The following is a 17,948-nucleotide window of genomic DNA, read 5'->3' as shown; positions in this document are numbered from 1 at the left end:
CTACCCTTTCCGCAGTTTGGCTGAATAAAAAGCACCTGCGCGAAAATGCCGCTTTGTCGGCTTGGCAATTTCGCGCTAGTTTTTACCAATGCCGAACACGCCGTCCGCAGGAGGGGGGAGTTGTCGAAACTGCCGGATATTTCTGCCGAATTTTCATTCTTATCCAGTCAATCAGGATGGCGGGGGATGTTTCGAAAATATCTGTCCGCCGGCATCCTGATCGTCGCCGCGGGATTGGCCTGCCTGGGCATCTGGTTCGTATCCCGCCTGCATCAAACGCTCGAAGCCGAGGTCGGGCACCGGGCGGGCGTCGTTCTGGAAGCGACGCTGACTCCCTATGCCCCCAATTTCGCGGCCGGGTTTCTGCCGCCCCACATCCGCGACAGGCTGGACGCCCATTTTCACGAAGTTTCGGCATCTCTTGGGGTCTTCGACATGATCGTCTGGGATCCGGCCGGGCGGGTCATTTATGCCGTCCGGCGCGATATGACAGGCCAAAGCTTTCCCGTCGGCCCGCATTTTGAAAAAGCCCTGTCCGGCGAAATCAGCGTTGAGATCGAGGATGAATTTCACGCGGAGGTTTCATCGGCACCCGCCATGGATGGCAACAAGTTCTTTGAAATATATGTGCCGATCCGGCTTTTATCTGGAAACCGCATCGTTGCCGTGGCAGAATATTATCAGGACGCCGCCTTTGCATCACGGATCTTGTTGAATATCCGCTGGCAGATGTGGGCGGCAATTTGCATCGTCGGCATTTTCTTCACGATTATCCTTTATCTTCTGCTGCGCCGGGGCGATGCACAAATCCGCCAGGACGCGCGCGTCCTGCATGACCAGCAGGAAAGCCGGTTGCGGCAATTGAATGCCGATATCCACGACGGCATCGGTCAGCTTTTGACGGTGGCATTGCTGCGGATGAAGCCCGCCGGGAACCACGATGCGTCAGACGACGCCCGCGCCGTGCAGACCATCCTGGAAGAAGCCATGTCCGAGGTTCAGGCCCTTCTGACCGGGACAAGCCCGGCACAGCCCTTTGACCTGCCCTTGGCCCAGGCGGTCGGGGCGGTGGTGAACGACCATATGCGTCGGACCGGAACGGATGTCGACCTGCGCATGGAGGCGGACCTTGCCGAACCGTCCCTGCCCGTCAAGATCGCCTTGTGCCGGTTCCTGCGCGAAGGGCTGCACAACGCCTTCAAGCACGCGGGCGGGGCGGATCAGCGCGTCGCCCTGCGCACGGCCGATGGCGGTCGGCTGGAGGTTTCGGTCAGCGACGCCGGGGGTGGCCTGGCCGTGGTTCCCGGGCCTGACCTGCGCAAGCCCTTGGGACTGGATCACCTTCGCCGCCGGATCGAACAGCTCGGCGGCACCCTGACGCTGGTCAGGCACGACACCATGGGAATGCGGCTGTCCGCCAGCTTCCCCCTTGCCCAAGCGGAGACCCCCGATGCAAGACATCACCGTAGCGATCGTCGATGACCACCCCCTTGTTTGCGAAGGACTGTCCAGGGTCATTGCCGACTGCGAAGGCCTTTCCCTTGCCGGTGTCGCAGGGACGGCCGGAACGGCCATCGCGATGGTGCTGGAACGAAAGCCCGACATCCTTGTCCTGGACCTGAACATTCCCGGGTCGGGCCACAGCGTCCTGGCCGAGATCGCCCGCCAGGGCAGTTCCACCTTGGCCATCGTGCTGTCGATGTCGGAACAGGCCAGCGACGTGATCGGCTGCCTGCGCCTGGGGGCCGCGGCCTATGTCCTGAAAGGCACCAGCGGCAAGGATCTGTGCGAGGTGATCCGGTCGGTGGCCGAAGGAAACTGCTATGTCACACCCCATCTGGCGGCCCGGCTGATGGCTTCTCTCAACCTTCCCGCCGTGCCCGACCAACGCGAGCAGGGCAACGAACTGCGCAGCCTCAGCAAGCGGGAAGCCGAGATTTACGGCCTGATCCGGCAGGGTTGCTGCAACAAGGATATCGGCCGCCGTCTTTCGCTCAGCGAAAAGACCGTCAAGCACTACCTGACCAACATGTTCAAGAAGCTGGAGGTGCGAAACCGAACGGAACTGGCCCTTCATTCGACGGTGAGGTGAACCGCGCGGGCGGAGGCCAGGAACAAAAGGCCCAAGGACTTCGTTTCCGCCCATGGCCGCTTGCCGGCGCGAAGGGGAACGGAGGATACGCATGACCCAGAACAATCAGGACGCCCGGAACATCCGCAAGGACAATCCTGCCGACAAGGACGGTGTCTTGCCCGATGGCGTGCGCGGGACGACGCGCGATGTCGGCTATACCCAACCTGCGGATGAACACGCGGGCTACAAGGATCCGACCAAGCCGGAACTGAGAAAGCCGTCGTCGGAATTCTGAAGCCTGCGCCATGGTCCCGGCACGGACCGGGACCATGGCAACCTTATCGCCGGTGGCGACCCTTGTTCTTGCCCATCAAGGCGACTGCCACCACGGCCACGCCCGCGCCGATGGCAAGCTTCCTGGTCAGGCCGCTGCGGTCGTGCCGCCAGGCCGCGCCCATGCCCATCTCGCCTGGAATATTGGGAACATGGCCGTGCGCCAGATCCTCGACAAGGCCCTCGACCATGTTGATCCGGTCAGCGCCCAGCAGCATCAGCCAATGCCGCCAGTCGGATTCGCTATAGCCGAAGGCCGCGCGGCGGATCATTCCGCTGAGGCCCGAAGGCTGGGGCGCGGTGCCGAAGACCGCCGGGCGGCGGTTGTATTCGACGGATTGCAGAACCTCGATATCGGTCCGCTGCGCCTTGGGCCGGTTCCAGCCGTTGCCCGTTTCGACGGACCTGTCGCGCATCGGATAGGTGGGGTCGTTCTGAGGATCGGCGTCCACGCCCCATCCGTTCACGTTCACGGGGTCGATTGCCTGGGAAGTAATCTGCCTTGCCATGATCGTTCCTTTAGCGGCCGTTGTTGGGGTAAAGCACCGGCTTGATGCATTCGTCCAGCTTGGACGAGAAGATGTGATACGCGTCCGAAATGTCATCCAGCGGCACGCGGTGGGTGATCAGGGCCTTGGGGTCGATTCGGCCCGCCTGCACATGGTCAATCAGGCGCGGCAGCAGGCGTTTCACGGAAGCCTGGTTGGCCCGGATCGTCAGGCCCTTGTTCAGCACATTGCCCATGGGAACGATGTTGCCCGTGGGACCGTAAACGCCGACAATGGACACGACGCCGCCCTTTTTCACCGAATTGATGGCCCAGTGCAGCACGATGGCCGACCCGGCCTCGAGCTTCAGCTTCTTGCCCATCAGCGTGCGCAGGGCGTTGCCCGATGCGTCCCCGCCCACGGCGTCGATGCACACGTCGGCGCCCAGGCCGTCTGTCAGCTTCTTGATGAAGACCGCCATGTCGTCGATGAACTTGAAATCGTAAACCTCGGCCGGGCAATAATGGCGGGCAAAATCCAGCCGGTATTCCACATGGTCGATCACGATCACCCGGCCCGCCCCGAACAGCCAGGCACAGCGCGCGGCCATGATGCCCACGGGCCCTGCGCCAAAGACGACAACCGTGTCGCCCATCTGGATGCCGCCCATTTCGGCGGCCTGGTATCCGGTCGGCACCACGTCGGTCAGCAGCACCGCATCGTCGGGATCCATCCAGTCGGGGATCGGCGTCGGCCCCACATCGGCGTAAGGCACGCGCACATATTCCGCCTGCCCCCCGTCATAGCCTCCGGCGGTGTGGGAATATCCGAAGATGCCGCCCACGGCGGTGGCCTGGGGATTGGATTCGTGGCAGTTTCCGAACATTCCCTGCTTGCAGAAATGACACTGGCCGCAGGCGATGTTGAAGGGCACCAGCACATGGTCGCCGGGCTTCAGGGTCTGGACCTCGAATCCGACCTCCTCGACGATGCCGCAGAATTCGTGGCCAAAGGTCGTGCCGATCCGGGTGTCGGGGACCAGGCCGTGATACAGATGCAGATCCGATCCGCAGATGCAGGACCGGGTGACGCGCACGATGGCATCGCGCGGATGCTGGATGACGGGATCGGCCTTCGAGGCCACCCGCACCCGGCGCGGACCCCTGTAATCGGCAGCAAGCACAGCAATTCCTCCTCTGATGGGCTGTGGTGAAACCGTGCAGGGCCGAACAGGGTTCCCGGCCTGCCCGCCTTATTCCTGCGCCCGCAGCACGCGGGCGGGCCGCGCGGACAAGGGACGCAGGGCAAAGGCCAGTCCCGCAGCCAAGGTCGCCGCCACGCCGCCGGCGATGACGGCCGCGGCCGATCCGGGGGCAAAGCGGTAATCCAGTTCCATGACCTGCGTCAGGATCGCCCAGGCCGACAGCGCGGCCACGAGAACCGCGACCAGCCCCGCCGCGGCCCCCATCAGCGCCGATCGCAGCGCAAAGCTGGCCAGCACCGTGCCGCGCGTGGCGCCCAGGGTTTTCAGCACCGCCGCCTCGAACACGCGGGCGCGCTCGCCCGCGGCGGCGGCCCCGATCAGCACCACGAAACCGGTCGCCAGCACGGCAAGCGCCGCAAGCGCGGTGGCGGATGCAAGCGCGCCCATCGCCTCGGCCACGCGGGCGGCCACGTCGCGCACGCGGATGGCGGTGATGTTGGGAAAGGTGTCGCCGATGTCGCGCAGGATCGCGGCCTCGGATGCGGGATCGGTGTGGAGGGTGGCGATATGGGTCTGGGGCGCGCCGGACAGCGAGGCCGCGTCGAAGATCATCACGAAGCCGATGCCGCCGCTGCGGAAGTCCAGTTGCCGGAAATTGGCGATCGTGGCGGTGATGTCGCGGCCCAGGATGTTGACGGTGATGCGGTCGCCCAGAGACAGGCCCAGTTCTTCGGCCTCGGTCGCGCCAAAGCTGACAAGGGGCGGTCCGGCATGATCGGCGGGCCACCATTCCCCTGCGGTCAGCACGGTGCCGGGGGGCGGGGAGGCGGCATGGCTGACGCCGCGATCGCCCCGCAAGACCCAGTGGTCGCTCCAGTCGCTGGCCGGGATGTCGTTGATCGCAGTGACGATGCCGCGCAGGGACGGGGCGGTGGCCACCCGGCCCACACCGGGATCCGCGTCCAGCCGGTCCAGGAATCCCGCCAACTGGTCCGGCTGGATGTTGATGAAGAAAAAGGACGGCGCCTGGTCGGGCAACTCGGCCGCGATGGCGCGGCGCAGGTTGGCGTCGATCTGGCCCACGGTGGCCAGCACCGTCAGGCCCAGTCCCAGCGACAGGACAACGGCGACGGCGCCTTCCTGCGGATTGGCGACGGCCCCCACCGCCAGCCGCAGCGCGGTCCGCCCGCGCAGGGCGGGGTGGCGCGCCAGCCGCCGGGCCACGCCACGCAGGCCCCGCGCCGCCAGCCACAGCGCCCCCAGGGCCAGCACCACGCCCCCCGCCACAGCCAGGGCCAGGCGCGGGCTTGACGCCATCAGGGCCGCAGTCCCGATCAGCGCGCCCACCGCCCCCAGCAGGGCCGCCAGCCAGCGCTTTCGGGGCCGGGCGCGGGCATCCGCCCCGATACCCCGGAACAGGGCGCTTGCGCGGACCCGTTCCACCCGCGCCAGCGGCAGAAGGGTAAAGATCAGCGCGGTCAGGATGCCATAGGCCGCAGCCTCGAACAGCGGGGCGGGTTGGAGCCCAAATTCCACCGGGATCGGCAGCCGCGACTGCAGGAAGGGGGCCGCAAGCACGGGGGCCAGCCCACCCAGGATCACCCCTGCCATGACCCCCAGCAGGGTCAGTGCGCCGATCTGGGCGAAATAGATGGCAAAGATCACCCGCCCCTCGGCCCCCAGGGTCTTCAGCGTGGCGATCACCGGGGTCTTCGTGTCCAGATAGCTGCGCACGGCGGACGATACGCCGACCCCGCCCGTGGCCAGACCGGCAAGGCCCACCAGCACCAAAAAGGATCCCAGCCGGTCCACGAAAGCCTCCACCCCCGGCGCGCCGCGCCTGCTGTCGCGCCACCGCATCCCCGCCCCCTCGAACTGGGCGGTGGCGGCAATGCGCAGAGCGTCCAGGCTGTCGCCGGGACGCAGGGCCAAGCGATAGCTTGTTTCATACAGCGTGCCGGGCGACAGCAGCCCCGACCCCGCCAGGCCGGGGGTTGCGACAAGCGTGCGCGGGCCAAGGCCGAAGCTGCCGCCGATGGCATCGGGTTCGCGCAGCAGCGCGGCCATCAGCACGAAATCCTGAACCCCCAGCCGGAACCGGTCGCCGATCTGCAACCCCAGCCGGTCGATCAGCAACGGATCCATCGCCGCCCCCGGCAGGCCCGCCTGCCCCGCCAGCACCTTGTCCACCGGCAGGGTTGGGTCGAACTGCGCCTGGCCCCGCAGCGGCCAAGTGGCATCGACGCCCTTGACCTGGGTCAGCGCGCGGTCATCCCCCACCACGGCCATGGACCGGAAATCCACCACCTCGGACACCTGGTCGGCGTTGTCCTCCATCCAGGCCCGTTCGGCATCCGTGGCAAAGCGATAGGTCAGGCGCAGTTCCGCGTCGCCCCCCAGAAGCACCGCGCCCTGGCGGGACAGTCCCCCTTCGATGGCGGCGCGGACGGACCCCACCGCCGCGATGGCGCCGACGCCCAGGGTCAGGCACAGCAGGAAAATCCAGAAACCCGCCAAGCCGCCGCGCAACTCGCGCCGGGCGATGCGCCAGGCCGCGGTCACGAGGCGGCCCGGCGGCGAAGATCCTCGCCCTCGATCACGCCGTCGCGCAGGCGCAGCACCCGGTCGCAGCGCGCGGCAAGGTCCGCGGCGTGCGTGACCAGCACCAGGGTGGCCCCGTGCCGGTCGCGCAAGCCGAACAGCAGATCCATGATCGCCTGGCCGTTGGCGCCGTCCAGGTTTCCCGTGGGTTCGTCCGCCAGCAGGATCGCCGGGCGCGGCGCCGTCGCGCGGGCAAGCGCCACCCGCTGCTGTTCGCCCCCCGACATCTGCGCCGGGTAATGGTCGGCCCGCGCGCCCAGGCCCACGGCGTGCAATTCGGCGCTTGCGCGGTCAAAGGCATCGGAATGGCCTGCCAGTTCCAGCGGCGTGGCGACGTTTTCAAGCGCGGTCATCGTGGGGATCAGGTGAAAGGACTGGAACACCACGCCCATCCGGCCCCGGCGAAACCGGGCGAGGGCGTCTTCGTCAAGCGCGGTCAGGTCATGGCCCAGGGCCTGGACCGTGCCGCCCGTCGCGCGTTCCAAGCCGCCCATCAGCATCAGCAGGGACGACTTGCCCGACCCCGAAGGCCCGACCAGTCCCAGCGTCTCGCCCCCGTGGACATCCAGGGAAATGCCTCGCAAGATCGCCACCGGCCCGGCATTGCCCTGCAAGGTCAGGTGGACATCCTTCAGCGACAGAACCGGACCCATCATGACCATCATTCCCCAAAGCCTGTGTTTCTTGGCATCTAAGGCCTGGCGCCGTTCAGGCAAGCCACGGCTGCGCGACATTTTCATGGCCCTGGTCCTGGCCTGCGCCCCCGTCGCCGCCCAGGCCCAGGAACCGCTGAAGCTCGCAGCCCTGGGGGATTCGCTGACCCAGGGCTATGGCCTGGCCCAGGGTCAGGGCCTGGTGCCGCAGCTGCAGGACTGGCTGCGGGCGGCGGGCCATGACGTGATCGTGATCAACGCGGGCGTCAGCGGCGACACGACGGCGGGGGGGCTGTCGCGGCTGGACTGGACGCTGGCGGACAAACCCGACGCAATGATCGTGGCGCTTGGCGGCAACGACCTGCTGCGCGGCATCGACCCCGCCGCCAGCCGCGCCAACCTGGACGCGATCCTGACCCGCCTGGACAGCGAGGGCGTGCCCGCCATGCTGGTGGGCCTGCCCGCGCCGGGCAATTTCGGCCCCGACTTTCAGCGGGATTTCCAGGCGATGTTCCCCGATCTGGCCCGCGACCATGACGCGGCGCTGTATCCCGACCTGCTGGCCCCCATCACACGGAAATATGCGGCGGGTGAAAGTTACGTGGACCTGATGCAGGATGACGGCCTGCACCCAAGCGCCGCCGGGGTCCGGGCTATTGTCGAGGCAATGGGTCCGGCGGTGGGCGCCTGGCTGGACGGCATCGGGAAATAGGGTCTTTCAACTGAAGCGGATGCCGGTCCCGCGCAGGTCATAGCCTTGGATTGCCGACGCACGTTGATCCCGAAACCTGCGCTGCCTCCGGGGCTATAGGTCAGTCCATCCGGTCCAGCGTCGTGCGGCAAGGCCGGTGGTCGAAAAAGGCCTGCAGGATCCGGTCGAACACATCCGGCGCGCCGGGCACTGCCGCGAACAGCGTGGCGGACGACCGCAGCTTGGCCGCATCCACGGACCCGAAGATCCGGTCCGCCGGGGTGCCCTGGTGGGCCAGCACGGCATCGGCGCAGCGGATCAGGCGCGGTCCCAAGACCGGATGGGCCAGGTATCGCCGCGCCTCGTCCGCGTCAGCGATGCCGTAATGATGCGACATGGCCGAATGGCCCAGGCCCCGCAATTGCGGAAAGATGAACCACATCCAGTGGCTTTGCTTGCGGCCCCGGATCAGTTCGGACAAGGCGATGTCATAACTGTCCTTTTGCGCGTCCAGGAAACGATCCAGGCTGTCGGGACTTGTCGCGGGCATGGCAGATTCCTTGTCACCGGGCAGGCGGAACCGGGCGCGGCGCGAATTGTTCCGCATCGCCCATGAAACCATGCCCGCCCTGCGCGGTTGAAGGGCATGGATTTCCCGCCTGTCCAGTCGCCTGCCCATGTCGGTCCCGCCTTTCGGGCCGCGCTTGGGCGTTTCGACCCGGACAGGCCGGCCCTGATCCTGGGCCATTTCGACGCCGACGGGCTGTCGGCCACGGCGATCCTGGCACGCGCCCTGGACCGGGAAGGCCGTCGCGCCGATGTCCGCATCATGGGCAAGGGGGAAAACCCCTGGTCGCCCGGCCTGCGCGCGGAACTGGCCGACCGCCGCCCCGGCGGGCTGATCGTGACCGACCTGGGGGTGCAGGCGGGCTGCATCCTGCCCGGCCTGCCCACCGTGCTGATCGACCACCACGTTCCGCGCGGCAGGCCCGGCGATGCGGCGGTGATATCGGGCAACGGATGGACGCCCGAACCGACATCGTCCCTGCTGGCCTGGTGGTGCGCGGGGGAACCCGACGATCTGCTGTGGCTGGCGGCCATGGGCCTGATCGGCGACATGGCGGATGACGGTTTCCCCGAACTGGTCCGGGCGCAGGCGCAATACGGCAAGACCGCGCTGCGCGACGCCGTGTCCCTGGTCAACGCGCCGCGCCGAACCGCCGCAGCCGACGCGGGTCCGGCCCTTCGGCTGCTGATGACCTGTGACAGCCCCAAGGATCTGCTGAAGGGCGGCCATCCCGAAACCGACCTTCTGCGCGCCGCCAAGGCCGAGGTGGCCCAAGCCCTGGACGGCGCCAAGCGCGTGGCCCCCCAGGTGCGCGGCGATGTCGCCCTGATCCGCTTCGCCTCGGCCTGCCAGATCCATCCGCTGGTCGCGCAATCCTGGCGCGGGCGGCTGCGGGACAAGATCGTGCTGGCGGTCAATACCGGCTATCGCCCCGGCTGGATCCATTTCGCCGCGCGCACGGCCAGCGGCACGGATCTGATCGCGTTCCTGGCGGCCCATCGCCCGCCCGGCGCAGGCACCGAATATGGCAGCGGCCACATCCAGGCCACGGGCGGCGCGCTGCGGCCCGCCGATTGGAACGACTTTGCCGCCCGCATCGGCTTTCCCGAGGAGATCGTGCCCTTATGACCGACAAACCGCTGCGCCTGGGCTTTCCCGTCAAGGTGATGGGACGGCCCGGCCTGAAAAGCAACGACACGCGGCGGTGGCAGCAGGACCCGCATCTGAAAACCTCGCTGGAATATCTGGACGCGATCCTGGATTACCTGGTCGATGTCGGCATCGACATGTATCGGATGTCGTCCGACCTGGCGCCCTATGCCACCCACCCTGATATGCCGCAGTTTCACACGGTGGTGGCCGACAGCGATGCGGAACTGGCGGCATTCGGGCAGAAGGCGCGCGACCTGGACATCCGCCTGTCGTTCCATCCGTCGCAATTCGTGCTGCTGAACAGTCCCGACCCGGCCCTGACCGCGAAAAGCATCTGGGATCTGGCCTCCCAAGCGGAAATGCTGGACCGCATGGGCATGGGACCGGAAGGCGTCCTCGTGACCCATGTCGGCGGCGTTTATGACGACCGGGACGCGTCCCGCGCCCGCTGGATCAAGGGGTACGAGCAATGCCCCGAACCCGTCCGCCGCAGGTTGGTGCTGGAAAACGACGACATCCGCTTTTCCGCAGCCGACGTGCTGTGGATCCATGAACGCTGCGGGGTGCCGCTGATCTTCGATTACCAGCATTTCTGGTGCCTGAACCCCGAAGGCCTGGCGCTGCGCCCGACGCTGGAACGCTTTGTCGGGTCATGGCCCAAGGGCGTGCGGCCCAAGATCCATTTCTCGTCCCCACGGACCGAACTGCGCGAAATCAAGCGCCGGATCACCGACAAGGAACGCGCGTCCCTGCAATCGGCCACGCCTGCCAAGGGGCCGCTGACAAAGGCCGTGGTCAAGCCCACCTCGCGCTTCAAGACCGTGCTGTTGCCGCCCATCTGGACGGGACACGCGGATTTCACCAATCCGTTTGAATTCGCGACCTTCATGCGCACGGCCGAGGGCTTGGATTTCGACGTGATGCTGGAGGCCAAGACCAAGGATCTGTCGCTGTTGAAGCTGCGCGGCGACCTAGCCCGCTATGCCCCCGACGTGGCGGCGCGTTTCGGCCTGCAGGCCGGCGATGGCCTGGCCGGCGATGTGCTTGCCGACGACGACATCGGCGCGGCAGACGAGGAATGAGGCGGTTGCCCCCTTTGTCCGATAGGAAGCCCGGCTGGCGGCGGCTAGGGTGGGGATATGCACAAGGAAGGGGCGCAAGCCATGCTTAAACGTCTTGTCCTGGCGATGACCGCAACCTTGGCCCTTGCCCCCGCCTGGGCGCAGGAACCGGTTCCGCGTGGAACCGTGGCGTTCTTCGGCCTTTACCTGATGAACAACCAGGGCGACCGGGACGACAGCGACGAACGCGCCCGCATCGCCATGGTCGAGGACCAGATCTCCCAGAACCTGGAAGCGCGTGGCTTTACCCTGGTCGATACCGCGCCTGTCGCGGACAAGCTGGCGCAGGTCAAGAACATCGCATCCTGCAATGGCTGCGACATGAAGCTGGCACGGGAACTGGGCGCGGATTATTCCGTCACCGGAGAGGTTCAGAAGACATCCGAACTGATCCTGGCCATGAACCTGTTCCTACGCGACGTAGAGGCGAAAACGAACCTGCGCCACGGTGCCGTCGATATCCGGGGCAACACCGACGAAAGCTGGTCGCGCGGCTATCGCTATCTGCTCAACAACACCATCTTCCGGGGCGAGCCCCGCCCCTGACGGCAGGGCAATCCGGGACGAATCCCTGATTTCGCAGGCTTTTGCACAGGCAATTGCCGAAGGCGCATTTTTACCCTAGGCTGTGCTTCCTGGGTGACAGTCGCGCCAGGCATGATCCCTTCCCGATTCCCGATGCGCCGCCTGATCACGACAGCCTTTTACCTGTTCCGATATGCCGTCCTGTCGGCCACGCTGATCGTGATCGGCGGGGTCGCGATGGCGACATTCGCGGGGGATGCCTCGGCGGCGGCTGTGGACGCGCGGCCCGCGCTTGCGGGGCTGGTGCTGGCGGCGCTGCTGTTGCCCGCGCTGTTCCTGCCCCGTGGCGGTGGACGGCGGCGCAAGGCAAGGCGCGGCGGGAAAAAGGGCGTCGCCCGGACGCGCAGGAACCCGCCCGCGCGGCCGCGCGCCCCATCGCGTCCGGTGTCCTGCCCCCGGGACGGGCATGAATTCGAACAATGGGTGGCAGGGCGGCTGGAACTGCACGGCTGGCGGGCCGAGGTGACGGCAGGGTCGGGCGATCAGGGCCTGGACATCATCGCCCGGCGCGACGGCCGGAAGATCGGCATCCAGTGCAAGCGCTACGACGGCGCGGTCGGCAACAAGGCCGTGCAAGAGGCGTTCTCGGGCCGCGCCTTTCACCGCGTCGATACTGCCGTCGTCATCACGACAGGCCGGTACACCGAAAGCGCCAAGGCCTTGTCTCGAAAGACCGGCGTGCATCTGCTCTATGTCAAGGACATTCCCCGGATGAGCAGGCTTTGCTGACCCGGCGTGCTAGCGTCCCTGACCGCCTCGTTCGGCCCTGATCCCCGCGACGATCGCGCCAAAGGTGTCGCTGCCGGTGATGGCGTCGATGGTCCCGGGCAGCTTGGGCCGCCAGTTGGGGTATTCGTCGGCGGTGCTGGGCAGGTTCACGGGCCGGTCGTCCCCGGCCAGATCCTCCAGGCGCACCGCCATCAGCCGCGCGGGCGTGCGGGCAACGAAACGATGGGCTGCCACGACCAGATCAAGCGGCGCCTGTCCGCTGTCGGCGATCCCTTCATCCTCCAGCAGGCCGGCGCGGGCCAAGGCGCGGACCAGGTTACGCCGTTCACCGGGGCGGGCCTCGGCCTGTTCGCGGGCCGTGTCCGGGCCGATCAGGTCGAATTGGGCGCGCAGTTCGATGTCGCGCCCGGCCCACCAGCCCAGGAAGGTCGGCAAGTCGTGGGTGGACAGGCAGGCCAGGGCCTTGCCGGGATAGTCCTCGGGGGGCAGGAGGCCGCCGTCCTTGTCGCGTTCGAAGAACAGGATGCGATAGGACAGGATATTCGCGGCCTCCATCATCTCGCGAAAGCCGGGGGGGACATTGCCCAGATCCTCGCCGATCACAAGGGTTTCGCTGTCCCGCGAGGCAGCCGCCAGGGCGCGCAGCATATCGTCCAGCGGATAGCGGGCATAGGTTCCCGCCTCGGCCCCCGCCCCGTCGGGGATCAGGAACAATTGCCACAACCCCAGTGCATGGTCGATCCTGACCGCGCCCGCCCGCGCCATGACCCCCGCCATCAGCGCGCCGAAGGGCGCCGCCCGGGACGCGGCCATCGCGGCGGGCGACAAGGGCGCAAGGCCCCAGTCCTGCCCCCCTTCGTTGAAGTAATCGGGCGGCGCGCCGATGCGCACATCGGCCAGCACATCCGGCTGGCCCCAGCTTCCCGATCCGTCGCCGGCCTCGCCCACGGCGACATCCAGGTAAAGGCCGATGCCCATGCCCGCCGCCTTGCAGGCATCGCGGGCGCGGGCCAGCTGGCGGTCGGCCTGGTCCTGCAGCCAGCGGTAAAAGGCGATGTCGGCCCCATGATCCCCGGCATACCGCGCGACAGGTTCGCCATCGGGATCGCGCCATCCGTCGGGCCAGGCGGCCCAGCCCGCCCCATGGCCCGCGGCCACCATATGGGCCGACAAGGCGTCGAACAGCGCGTGCCGGTCCAGATCCGCGCCATTCCTGCGCCGGAAACCGTCATCGGCGTCGGGCTGTCCCAGCCCCCGCCACACCTCTCGCAGCGCCCGCAGCTTGGCCCCGGCCACGCCGGGGTAATCGACCAGATCGGTCCCGCGCAGTCTCTCGATCTCGTCATTGTCGGTCATGGCGGGGTCGAATCCCTGGATCCGGTCCACGGCCAGGTAAAGCGGGTTCAGGAACCGCCGGTTCGACGGCGAAAAGGGGCTGCACCGGACGGGATCGGCCAAGAACATCGCGTGCAGCGGGTTCAATCCGATGAAATCCGCCCCCATCCCCCCCAGCCTGGCCGCCAGATCCTCGAGATCCGCGAAATCGCCGATGCCCCAGTTGCGTGCGGACCGCAGTTGGTACAATTGCACCGCCACGCCCCAGGACCGGGGTCCGTCAGGCAGGTGGCAGCGCACGCCCGGCGGGGCCTTCAAGGACTGCGGACGCATCGCGGTCCCCGGACCAAAGGCCGCGATCAGCTTTTCCAGGGTCGCTTCGGGAACATCGTGGCTGGTCCCGTCCATGCCCGCGTATTCGGCCTGGATGCCCAGATCCCGCGCCTGCGCCCTGATGTCGTCCATGGAAAGACCCCGCTGCCTGATCCGGGACGAACGGGCCGCAGGGGGGATTGTTCCAGACAGGCCTTGGCCGAAAGGACAGGTTTCCCTTGGCGTCATGTTCAGACATAAGACATTTATCAGCCAGGCGGCACGGTGTTCAGTGTTTGCGAGTTCGCCGCCCGGCTGATAAATTCCCCCCTTCCGCCCTTTTCTGCACATGGCCCTGCCTGCCCGGGCCACGCCATTCCGATTGCACGCCATGAACGCCCTGATCTTTCCCGACGCCTTTTCCCCGCAACCTGACGGGGCGACGCCGATCCTGGCGGGCTTCGAATGCGGGCGGCTGCATTGGAACGGGCACGACCTGCTGAATTCGACGGGCCACCTGCCCGAGGCAGCTATGGCGCATCATTACGCCGTGGCGCAGGACCAGGGCGTAGCAGGCGCGCGGGACGGGCTGTCCTGGCGCCACGACATCGTGGCCCGGGTGAACACGGCGCCGCGCGGGTTTCCGGTGATCTGGGATCTGGTGCATTTCGACGCCCCCCCGCGCCCGGCCCAGCACGCCGTGGCCTGCTGCCTGGCGCTGCCCCCGGATGCCTGGGCGATCGCGGTCAACGAACCCTCGGTCGGGCGGCGGGTAGCAGGGATGACGCCGGGGCGCGCCACCGACATGGCGCTGCGGATCATGTCCACGGCGGCCTGCCTTCCCGTCCGCCCGCGCTTTGCGACCTGCGATCCGTTCCATCACCTGCATCCCAACGTCTTCAAGGCCACCGACCGGCTGGTCGCCAGCGGCCATGTGCAGATGGTGGGCGTCAACTATTACCCCCACCATGCCGTCGAACCCCTGCACCGGGTGCTGCGCGCGGTGGCGGATCGGTACCGCCTGCCGGTGATGATCACGGAAACCGGCTGGCACGACGGGCTGCACGCCGCCCACAGGCGCTTTCCCCATATCCGCAACCGCTGGGACTGGCTGGCCCATGTCCATGCCGAGATCGCCCTGTCCAGCGTGCCGGTCGCGGGCTTGTGCTGGTATCCCTGGCTGGATATGCCCGCCTGGGACAACCCCGCCCATGGCCGCTGGCCCTGCGGCTGGCCCGGACGGCAGGTCTAAGGACCGCATGGACATAGGCTGTCGCCGGGCCTAGGCTTTCCATTCCGGCCAGGATCCCTGCCCGGATCCTTGCCGCCCGAGCGAGAGGATCATGGACCGATCCCCCTTGGCATCCTTTTGCCCCAGTTTCCGGTCGGCCCCGGCCCCCGGCCAGTTGTACCTGTCCGCCGCGCACCGGCAGGTGCTGGAGTCCATGACCGCCTGCATCGACGGCGGCCGCCCCGTCCTGGTCCTGACGGGCGAGGCGGGAACCGGCAAGACCACGATGGCCCATCATCTGGGCCTGTCGCGTCCCGATTTCCGCCTCGCCCGGATTGGCCAAAGCCGGGCGCAGCTGATCGACCTGAACCACCAGCTGCCCAAGGTCCTGGGCATCCCCCATGTGCCGTCCTTCGACGATCCCGACACCGGCCCGCAAGCCCTGGCCCAAGCTTGCCGCGACACCGGCCACCGAACCCTGCTGATCGTGGACGAGGCGCAGGGCCTGTCGGACCAGGGCCTGACCTACCTGACAGGGCTGACGGATCCGCCCGGCGGGATCGTCCTGGTGCTGGCGGGTGGGGCGGGGCTGGACAGGCTGCTGGCAAGCCCTGCCCATGACCGCTTGCGCGCCCGGATCGGAGGGCGGTTCCTGTTGTCACCGCTGAATGCAGCGGAGACCGCCGATTACGTCGCGCATCGGTTCCGCGTGTCGGGCTGCGCCTGCCATGCGGGAATCCAGGTCTTCGACGCGGCGGCGACCCGGCACCTGCACGCCCTGTCGGGGGGCATCCCCCGCATCGTCAACCACCTGGTGCAAAGCTGCCTGTTCGAGGCGGGGACAACCGGGCGCAACACCCTGGACGAGGCCTTTGTCCAGAACTGCCTGTCGTCCCTGATCCGGGACGGGCGGCTGTCCCATCTGCTCGGTCCCGCCCCGGCGCCCAGACCCGCGCCCCCCGCCCCCCAAGCAGTCCCGCCCGCCCGTCCTGTTCCTGCCCCTGCGCCTGCGCCTATTCCTGTGCAGGACCGACCCTCGCCACCCCTTGTCCAGCCCCGGCAGGGCGTGCGGGCCGTCCGGATCGGGGCGGCGGCGGTGCTTGCGGGGCTTCTAGTGCTTGTGGGGCTTCTGGTGCTTGTCCCGGTCCGCAACCTCCAACCGCCACCCGGAACGGCCATGACAGCCCTTGCCCCGCCCCCTGCCCGGCAAGACCCGCCGCCCGGGCCGGTGCCCGGACCCGTGCCCGCGCCGCTGCCTCGCGTCGTGACGGTGGACAGCCCGCCCGCCCCCGAACGCCTTCTGGCCGAGGCGCTGACCCTGGGCAGCGCCGATCCGGCCCGCGCGGCACGGCTTTATGCCCGTGCCGCGCTGTGGGGCAACGGCCGGGCGGCCTATTACCTGGGGCAGCTTTACGAAACAGGCGTGGGGGTGGACGCCGATCCGACCCGCGCGCGGGCCTGGTATCGGGCGGCGGGCGACACCGGCGGGGCGGCGGCCCGGCTGGCGGACTTGTCCGCGCCCCCGAAGGCCGATCCGACGGCGGAGGCGGCCCCGGTCCCGGTCCTTCAGATGCTGTTCGACACGGGCCAGACCGAACTGCATTGGGACAGCCCCCCGGATGCAGCACAGCAGCGTTTCCGGGTCGAGGTCGTTCCGGCGGGCGACGACCGGATCCACCGGATCGACACCAGCCTGACTGCGGCCCTGGTGTCCTTTCCGGTCCGGCAATGGCGGGTCATGGCGCTGCGGGGGGACGGAACCACGGGACCGGCGTCAGGCTGGTCGCACCTGACGCCCGGGCCGCGCTGATCAGCAGCCGATCACCGCGCAGATGTTGCGGCGATAGGCGGAATTGGCCTCGCTGTCGGGAAGGGATTCCGGCTGGGCCCGGGGCGCGGTGCAATGGGCTTGATAGCCGGGGTCAAGCCCGCGGTTGACGCAGGCCCCCACATCCCATCCGGGCGGAATGTCGGTCAGATCGACGGATTTCCATTTCGGATGGCCCTCGGCCCGCAATTGGTCGATGCGCGTCAGGATCAGGTTGGACAGGTCCGACACCCCCTGACAACTGGCCCGGTGATAGCGGTTGCCCGCCGGGTCGTATTCATAGGTCATCAGCACCGCCTTGACGGCGACCAGATCCACCGGATCCTGCTGAAAGCCATAGGTGCCCGCGGCCAGCGTGGAGGGCGAATAGACCGCCTGCAAGGTCGGATCCGCGATCGGCAGCAGGTGGAACCGTTCGCCGTCGATATCGCCTTCGACATACAGCGACGCGGGTGCCCCCGCGACATAGAAGAAGGCGTCGATCTGCCCCGCCTTCAGTTGCGGCAGCGCATCGGCGGGGGCCGTCAGCAGCGTTTCCGCAGGCTCGACCCCCGCCAGCGACAGGATCAAGGATGCGGTCAGAAAGGTGCCGCTGTTTTCCACGCCGATGGCCACCCTCTTGCCCGCCAGATCGTCCAGCCCCGCGATGTCGCGCCGGGCCAGGACATGGACTTCTTCCTCGTACAAGGGAAAGGCGATGCGGACGCCCTGGATGGCCCGCGCCACCCCCGGATCGCCCCCGGCAAAGGTCTGCATATATTCCAGCACGTCGCTTTGCACGATGCCGAACTGGGTGTTCGGGCGCTGTCGCACGGCCAGGAAGTTTTCCAGGGATCCGGCCGATTCCACCACCTCCAGCCCCTGCCCGCATTGGCCCATCAGGTTGCCAAGGTCGCGTCCGATCTGGATATAGGTGCCGGTCGGCGCCCCGGTCATGATGCTGAGACGGGCGTCCTGGGCCTGGGCGGGCGCAAGCCACGGCCCGGCTGCAAGGATCGCGGGCAGCAGGAATCGGAGAAATCGCATCGTCTGGTCCTTCCTGT

17 protein-coding genes are annotated in these 17,948 nt (G+C 67.6%); 10 read left to right on the top strand and 7 right to left on the bottom strand.

All coding sequences use genetic code 11. The features are described 5' to 3' along the window. Positions 1-186 precede the first annotated feature (186 nt). The 3 genes from Q5701_RS05845 to Q5701_RS05835 all read left to right on the top strand — a co-directional run bounded on the left by Q5701_RS05845 (position 187) and on the right by Q5701_RS05835 (position 2,369). Positions 187-1,482 (top strand): sensor histidine kinase, encoded by a 1,296-nt coding sequence (locus Q5701_RS05845; protein ID WP_306754307.1) that lies wholly within the window; start codon positions 187-189, stop codon positions 1,480-1,482. Beyond that, a complete protein-coding gene (locus tag Q5701_RS05840; protein WP_306754306.1) occupies positions 1,451-2,092 on the top strand; it encodes a LuxR C-terminal-related transcriptional regulator in 642 nt (213 codons plus the stop codon). Before Q5701_RS05845 ends, Q5701_RS05840 begins: the two co-directional genes overlap by 32 nt. A gap of 91 nt (positions 2,093-2,183) precedes the next feature. Then, positions 2,184-2,369 carry a hypothetical protein gene (locus Q5701_RS05835; RefSeq protein ID WP_306754305.1) on the top strand — a complete coding sequence of 62 codons (186 nt, stop codon included), beginning with the start codon at positions 2,184-2,186 and terminating at the stop codon, positions 2,367-2,369. Positions 2,370-2,412: 43 nt separating this feature from the next. On the opposite strand, the gene Q5701_RS05830 is transcribed toward Q5701_RS05835, so the two are convergent. The 4 genes from Q5701_RS05830 to Q5701_RS05815 form a co-directional block, all read right to left on the bottom strand. After that, positions 2,413-2,916 carry a hypothetical protein gene (locus Q5701_RS05830; RefSeq protein WP_306754303.1) on the bottom strand — a complete coding sequence of 168 codons (504 nt, stop codon included), beginning with the start codon at positions 2,914-2,916 and terminating at the stop codon, positions 2,413-2,415. 10 nt (positions 2,917-2,926) lie between these two features. Continuing rightward, positions 2,927-4,078 carry a zinc-dependent alcohol dehydrogenase gene (locus tag Q5701_RS05825; protein WP_306754301.1) on the bottom strand — a complete coding sequence of 384 codons (1,152 nt, stop codon included), beginning with the start codon at positions 4,076-4,078 and terminating at the stop codon, positions 2,927-2,929. 69 nt (positions 4,079-4,147) lie between these two features. Further along, positions 4,148-6,661, bottom strand: coding sequence for an ABC transporter permease (locus Q5701_RS05820; RefSeq protein ID WP_306754300.1), 2,514 nt, complete (start codon positions 6,659-6,661; stop codon positions 4,148-4,150). Then, positions 6,658-7,356 (bottom strand): ABC transporter ATP-binding protein, encoded by a 699-nt coding sequence (locus Q5701_RS05815; protein ID WP_306755347.1) that lies wholly within the window; start codon positions 7,354-7,356, stop codon positions 6,658-6,660. The genes Q5701_RS05820 and Q5701_RS05815 overlap by 4 nt, the downstream gene beginning before the upstream one ends. A gap of 82 nt (positions 7,357-7,438) precedes the next feature. Here Q5701_RS05815 and Q5701_RS05810 point away from each other — a divergent pair, with 82 nt between their 5' ends. Further along, positions 7,439-8,065 carry an arylesterase gene (locus Q5701_RS05810; protein WP_306755346.1) on the top strand — a complete coding sequence of 209 codons (627 nt, stop codon included), beginning with the start codon at positions 7,439-7,441 and terminating at the stop codon, positions 8,063-8,065. A gap of 100 nt (positions 8,066-8,165) precedes the next feature. On the opposite strand, the gene Q5701_RS05805 is transcribed toward Q5701_RS05810, so the two are convergent. Beyond that, entirely contained in the window at positions 8,166-8,594 is a 429-nt protein-coding gene (locus Q5701_RS05805; RefSeq protein WP_306754299.1) for a DUF1810 domain-containing protein, read from the bottom strand. A gap of 96 nt (positions 8,595-8,690) precedes the next feature. Here Q5701_RS05805 and Q5701_RS05800 point away from each other — a divergent pair, with 96 nt between their 5' ends. The 4 genes from Q5701_RS05800 (at position 8,691) to Q5701_RS05785 (ending at position 12,199) form a co-directional block, all read left to right on the top strand. Beyond that, complete coding sequence (locus Q5701_RS05800; protein ID WP_306754298.1) at positions 8,691-9,740, top strand: DHH family phosphoesterase; 1,050 nt, start codon at positions 8,691-8,693, stop codon at positions 9,738-9,740. Next, complete coding sequence (gene uvsE / locus Q5701_RS05795; protein WP_306754297.1) at positions 9,737-10,846, top strand: UV DNA damage repair endonuclease UvsE; 1,110 nt, start codon at positions 9,737-9,739, stop codon at positions 10,844-10,846. Before Q5701_RS05800 ends, uvsE begins: the two co-directional genes overlap by 4 nt. Before the next feature lie 81 nt (positions 10,847-10,927). Beyond that, entirely contained in the window at positions 10,928-11,431 is a 504-nt protein-coding gene (locus tag Q5701_RS05790; RefSeq protein WP_306754296.1) for a DUF3280 domain-containing protein, read from the top strand. Positions 11,432-11,563: 132 nt separating this feature from the next. Then, positions 11,564-12,199 (top strand): restriction endonuclease, encoded by a 636-nt coding sequence (locus Q5701_RS05785; RefSeq protein WP_306754295.1) that lies wholly within the window; start codon positions 11,564-11,566, stop codon positions 12,197-12,199. 9 nt (positions 12,200-12,208) lie between these two features. Here the strand turns inward: Q5701_RS05785 and malQ are convergent, their stop codons facing one another. Next, entirely contained in the window at positions 12,209-13,999 is a 1,791-nt protein-coding gene (malQ, locus tag Q5701_RS05780) for a 4-alpha-glucanotransferase (RefSeq protein WP_306754293.1), read from the bottom strand. A gap of 238 nt (positions 14,000-14,237) precedes the next feature. Between malQ and Q5701_RS05775 the strand changes: the two genes are divergently transcribed. Together Q5701_RS05775 and Q5701_RS05770 are read left to right on the top strand one after the other, a co-directional pair. Then, a complete protein-coding gene (locus tag Q5701_RS05775) occupies positions 14,238-15,098 on the top strand; it encodes a hypothetical protein (RefSeq protein ID WP_306754292.1) in 861 nt (286 codons plus the stop codon). 91 nt (positions 15,099-15,189) lie between these two features. Further along, positions 15,190-16,887 (top strand): ExeA family protein, encoded by a 1,698-nt coding sequence (locus Q5701_RS05770; protein WP_306754290.1) that lies wholly within the window; start codon positions 15,190-15,192, stop codon positions 16,885-16,887. Here Q5701_RS05770 and Q5701_RS05765 read toward each other — a convergent pair whose 3' ends face one another. Then, the gene (locus tag Q5701_RS05765; protein WP_306754288.1) at positions 16,888-17,931 is read right to left on the bottom strand and encodes a TAXI family TRAP transporter solute-binding subunit; all 1,044 of its coding nucleotides are present in this window, start codon (positions 17,929-17,931) and stop codon (positions 16,888-16,890) included. Between the last annotated feature and the right edge of the window lie 17 nt (positions 17,932-17,948).

The sequence above is a fragment of the Paracoccus actinidiae genome (assembly GCF_030863885.1).
Classification (GTDB): domain Bacteria; phylum Pseudomonadota; class Alphaproteobacteria; order Rhodobacterales; family Rhodobacteraceae; genus Paracoccus; species Paracoccus everestensis.
Note: the sequence above shows the minus strand (reverse complement) of the source record. Positions and strands in the feature narration are given on the sequence as shown.

Bases quoted from the DNA above. Each gene is read 5' to 3' on its own strand.
- Q5701_RS05770 (WP_306754290.1), top strand. From the start codon at position 15,190: ATGGACCGATCCCCCTTGGCATCCTTTTGCCCCAGTTTCCGGTCGGCC.
- Q5701_RS05835 (WP_306754305.1), top strand. From the start codon at position 2,184: ATGACCCAGAACAATCAGGACGCCCGGAACATCCGCAAGGACAATCCT.
- malQ (WP_306754293.1), bottom strand. From the start codon at position 13,999: ATGGACGACATCAGGGCGCAGGCGCGGGATCTGGGCATCCAGGCCGAA.
- Q5701_RS05845 (WP_306754307.1), top strand. From the start codon at position 187: ATGTTTCGAAAATATCTGTCCGCCGGCATCCTGATCGTCGCCGCGGGA.
- Q5701_RS05805 (WP_306754299.1), bottom strand. From the start codon at position 8,594: ATGCCCGCGACAAGTCCCGACAGCCTGGATCGTTTCCTGGACGCGCAA.
- Q5701_RS05800 (WP_306754298.1), top strand. From the start codon at position 8,691: ATGGATTTCCCGCCTGTCCAGTCGCCTGCCCATGTCGGTCCCGCCTTT.
- Q5701_RS05830 (WP_306754303.1), bottom strand. From the start codon at position 2,916: ATGGCAAGGCAGATTACTTCCCAGGCAATCGACCCCGTGAACGTGAAC.
- uvsE (WP_306754297.1), top strand. From the start codon at position 9,737: ATGACCGACAAACCGCTGCGCCTGGGCTTTCCCGTCAAGGTGATGGGA.
- Q5701_RS05790 (WP_306754296.1), top strand. From the start codon at position 10,928: ATGCTTAAACGTCTTGTCCTGGCGATGACCGCAACCTTGGCCCTTGCC.
- Q5701_RS05785 (WP_306754295.1), top strand. From the start codon at position 11,564: ATGCGCCGCCTGATCACGACAGCCTTTTACCTGTTCCGATATGCCGTC.
- Q5701_RS05840 (WP_306754306.1), top strand. From the start codon at position 1,451: ATGCAAGACATCACCGTAGCGATCGTCGATGACCACCCCCTTGTTTGC.
- Q5701_RS05815 (WP_306755347.1), bottom strand. From the start codon at position 7,356: ATGATGGGTCCGGTTCTGTCGCTGAAGGATGTCCACCTGACCTTGCAG.
- Q5701_RS05765 (WP_306754288.1), bottom strand. From the start codon at position 17,931: ATGCGATTTCTCCGATTCCTGCTGCCCGCGATCCTTGCAGCCGGGCCG.
- Q5701_RS05810 (WP_306755346.1), top strand. From the start codon at position 7,439: ATGGCCCTGGTCCTGGCCTGCGCCCCCGTCGCCGCCCAGGCCCAGGAA.
- Q5701_RS05775 (WP_306754292.1), top strand. From the start codon at position 14,238: ATGAACGCCCTGATCTTTCCCGACGCCTTTTCCCCGCAACCTGACGGG.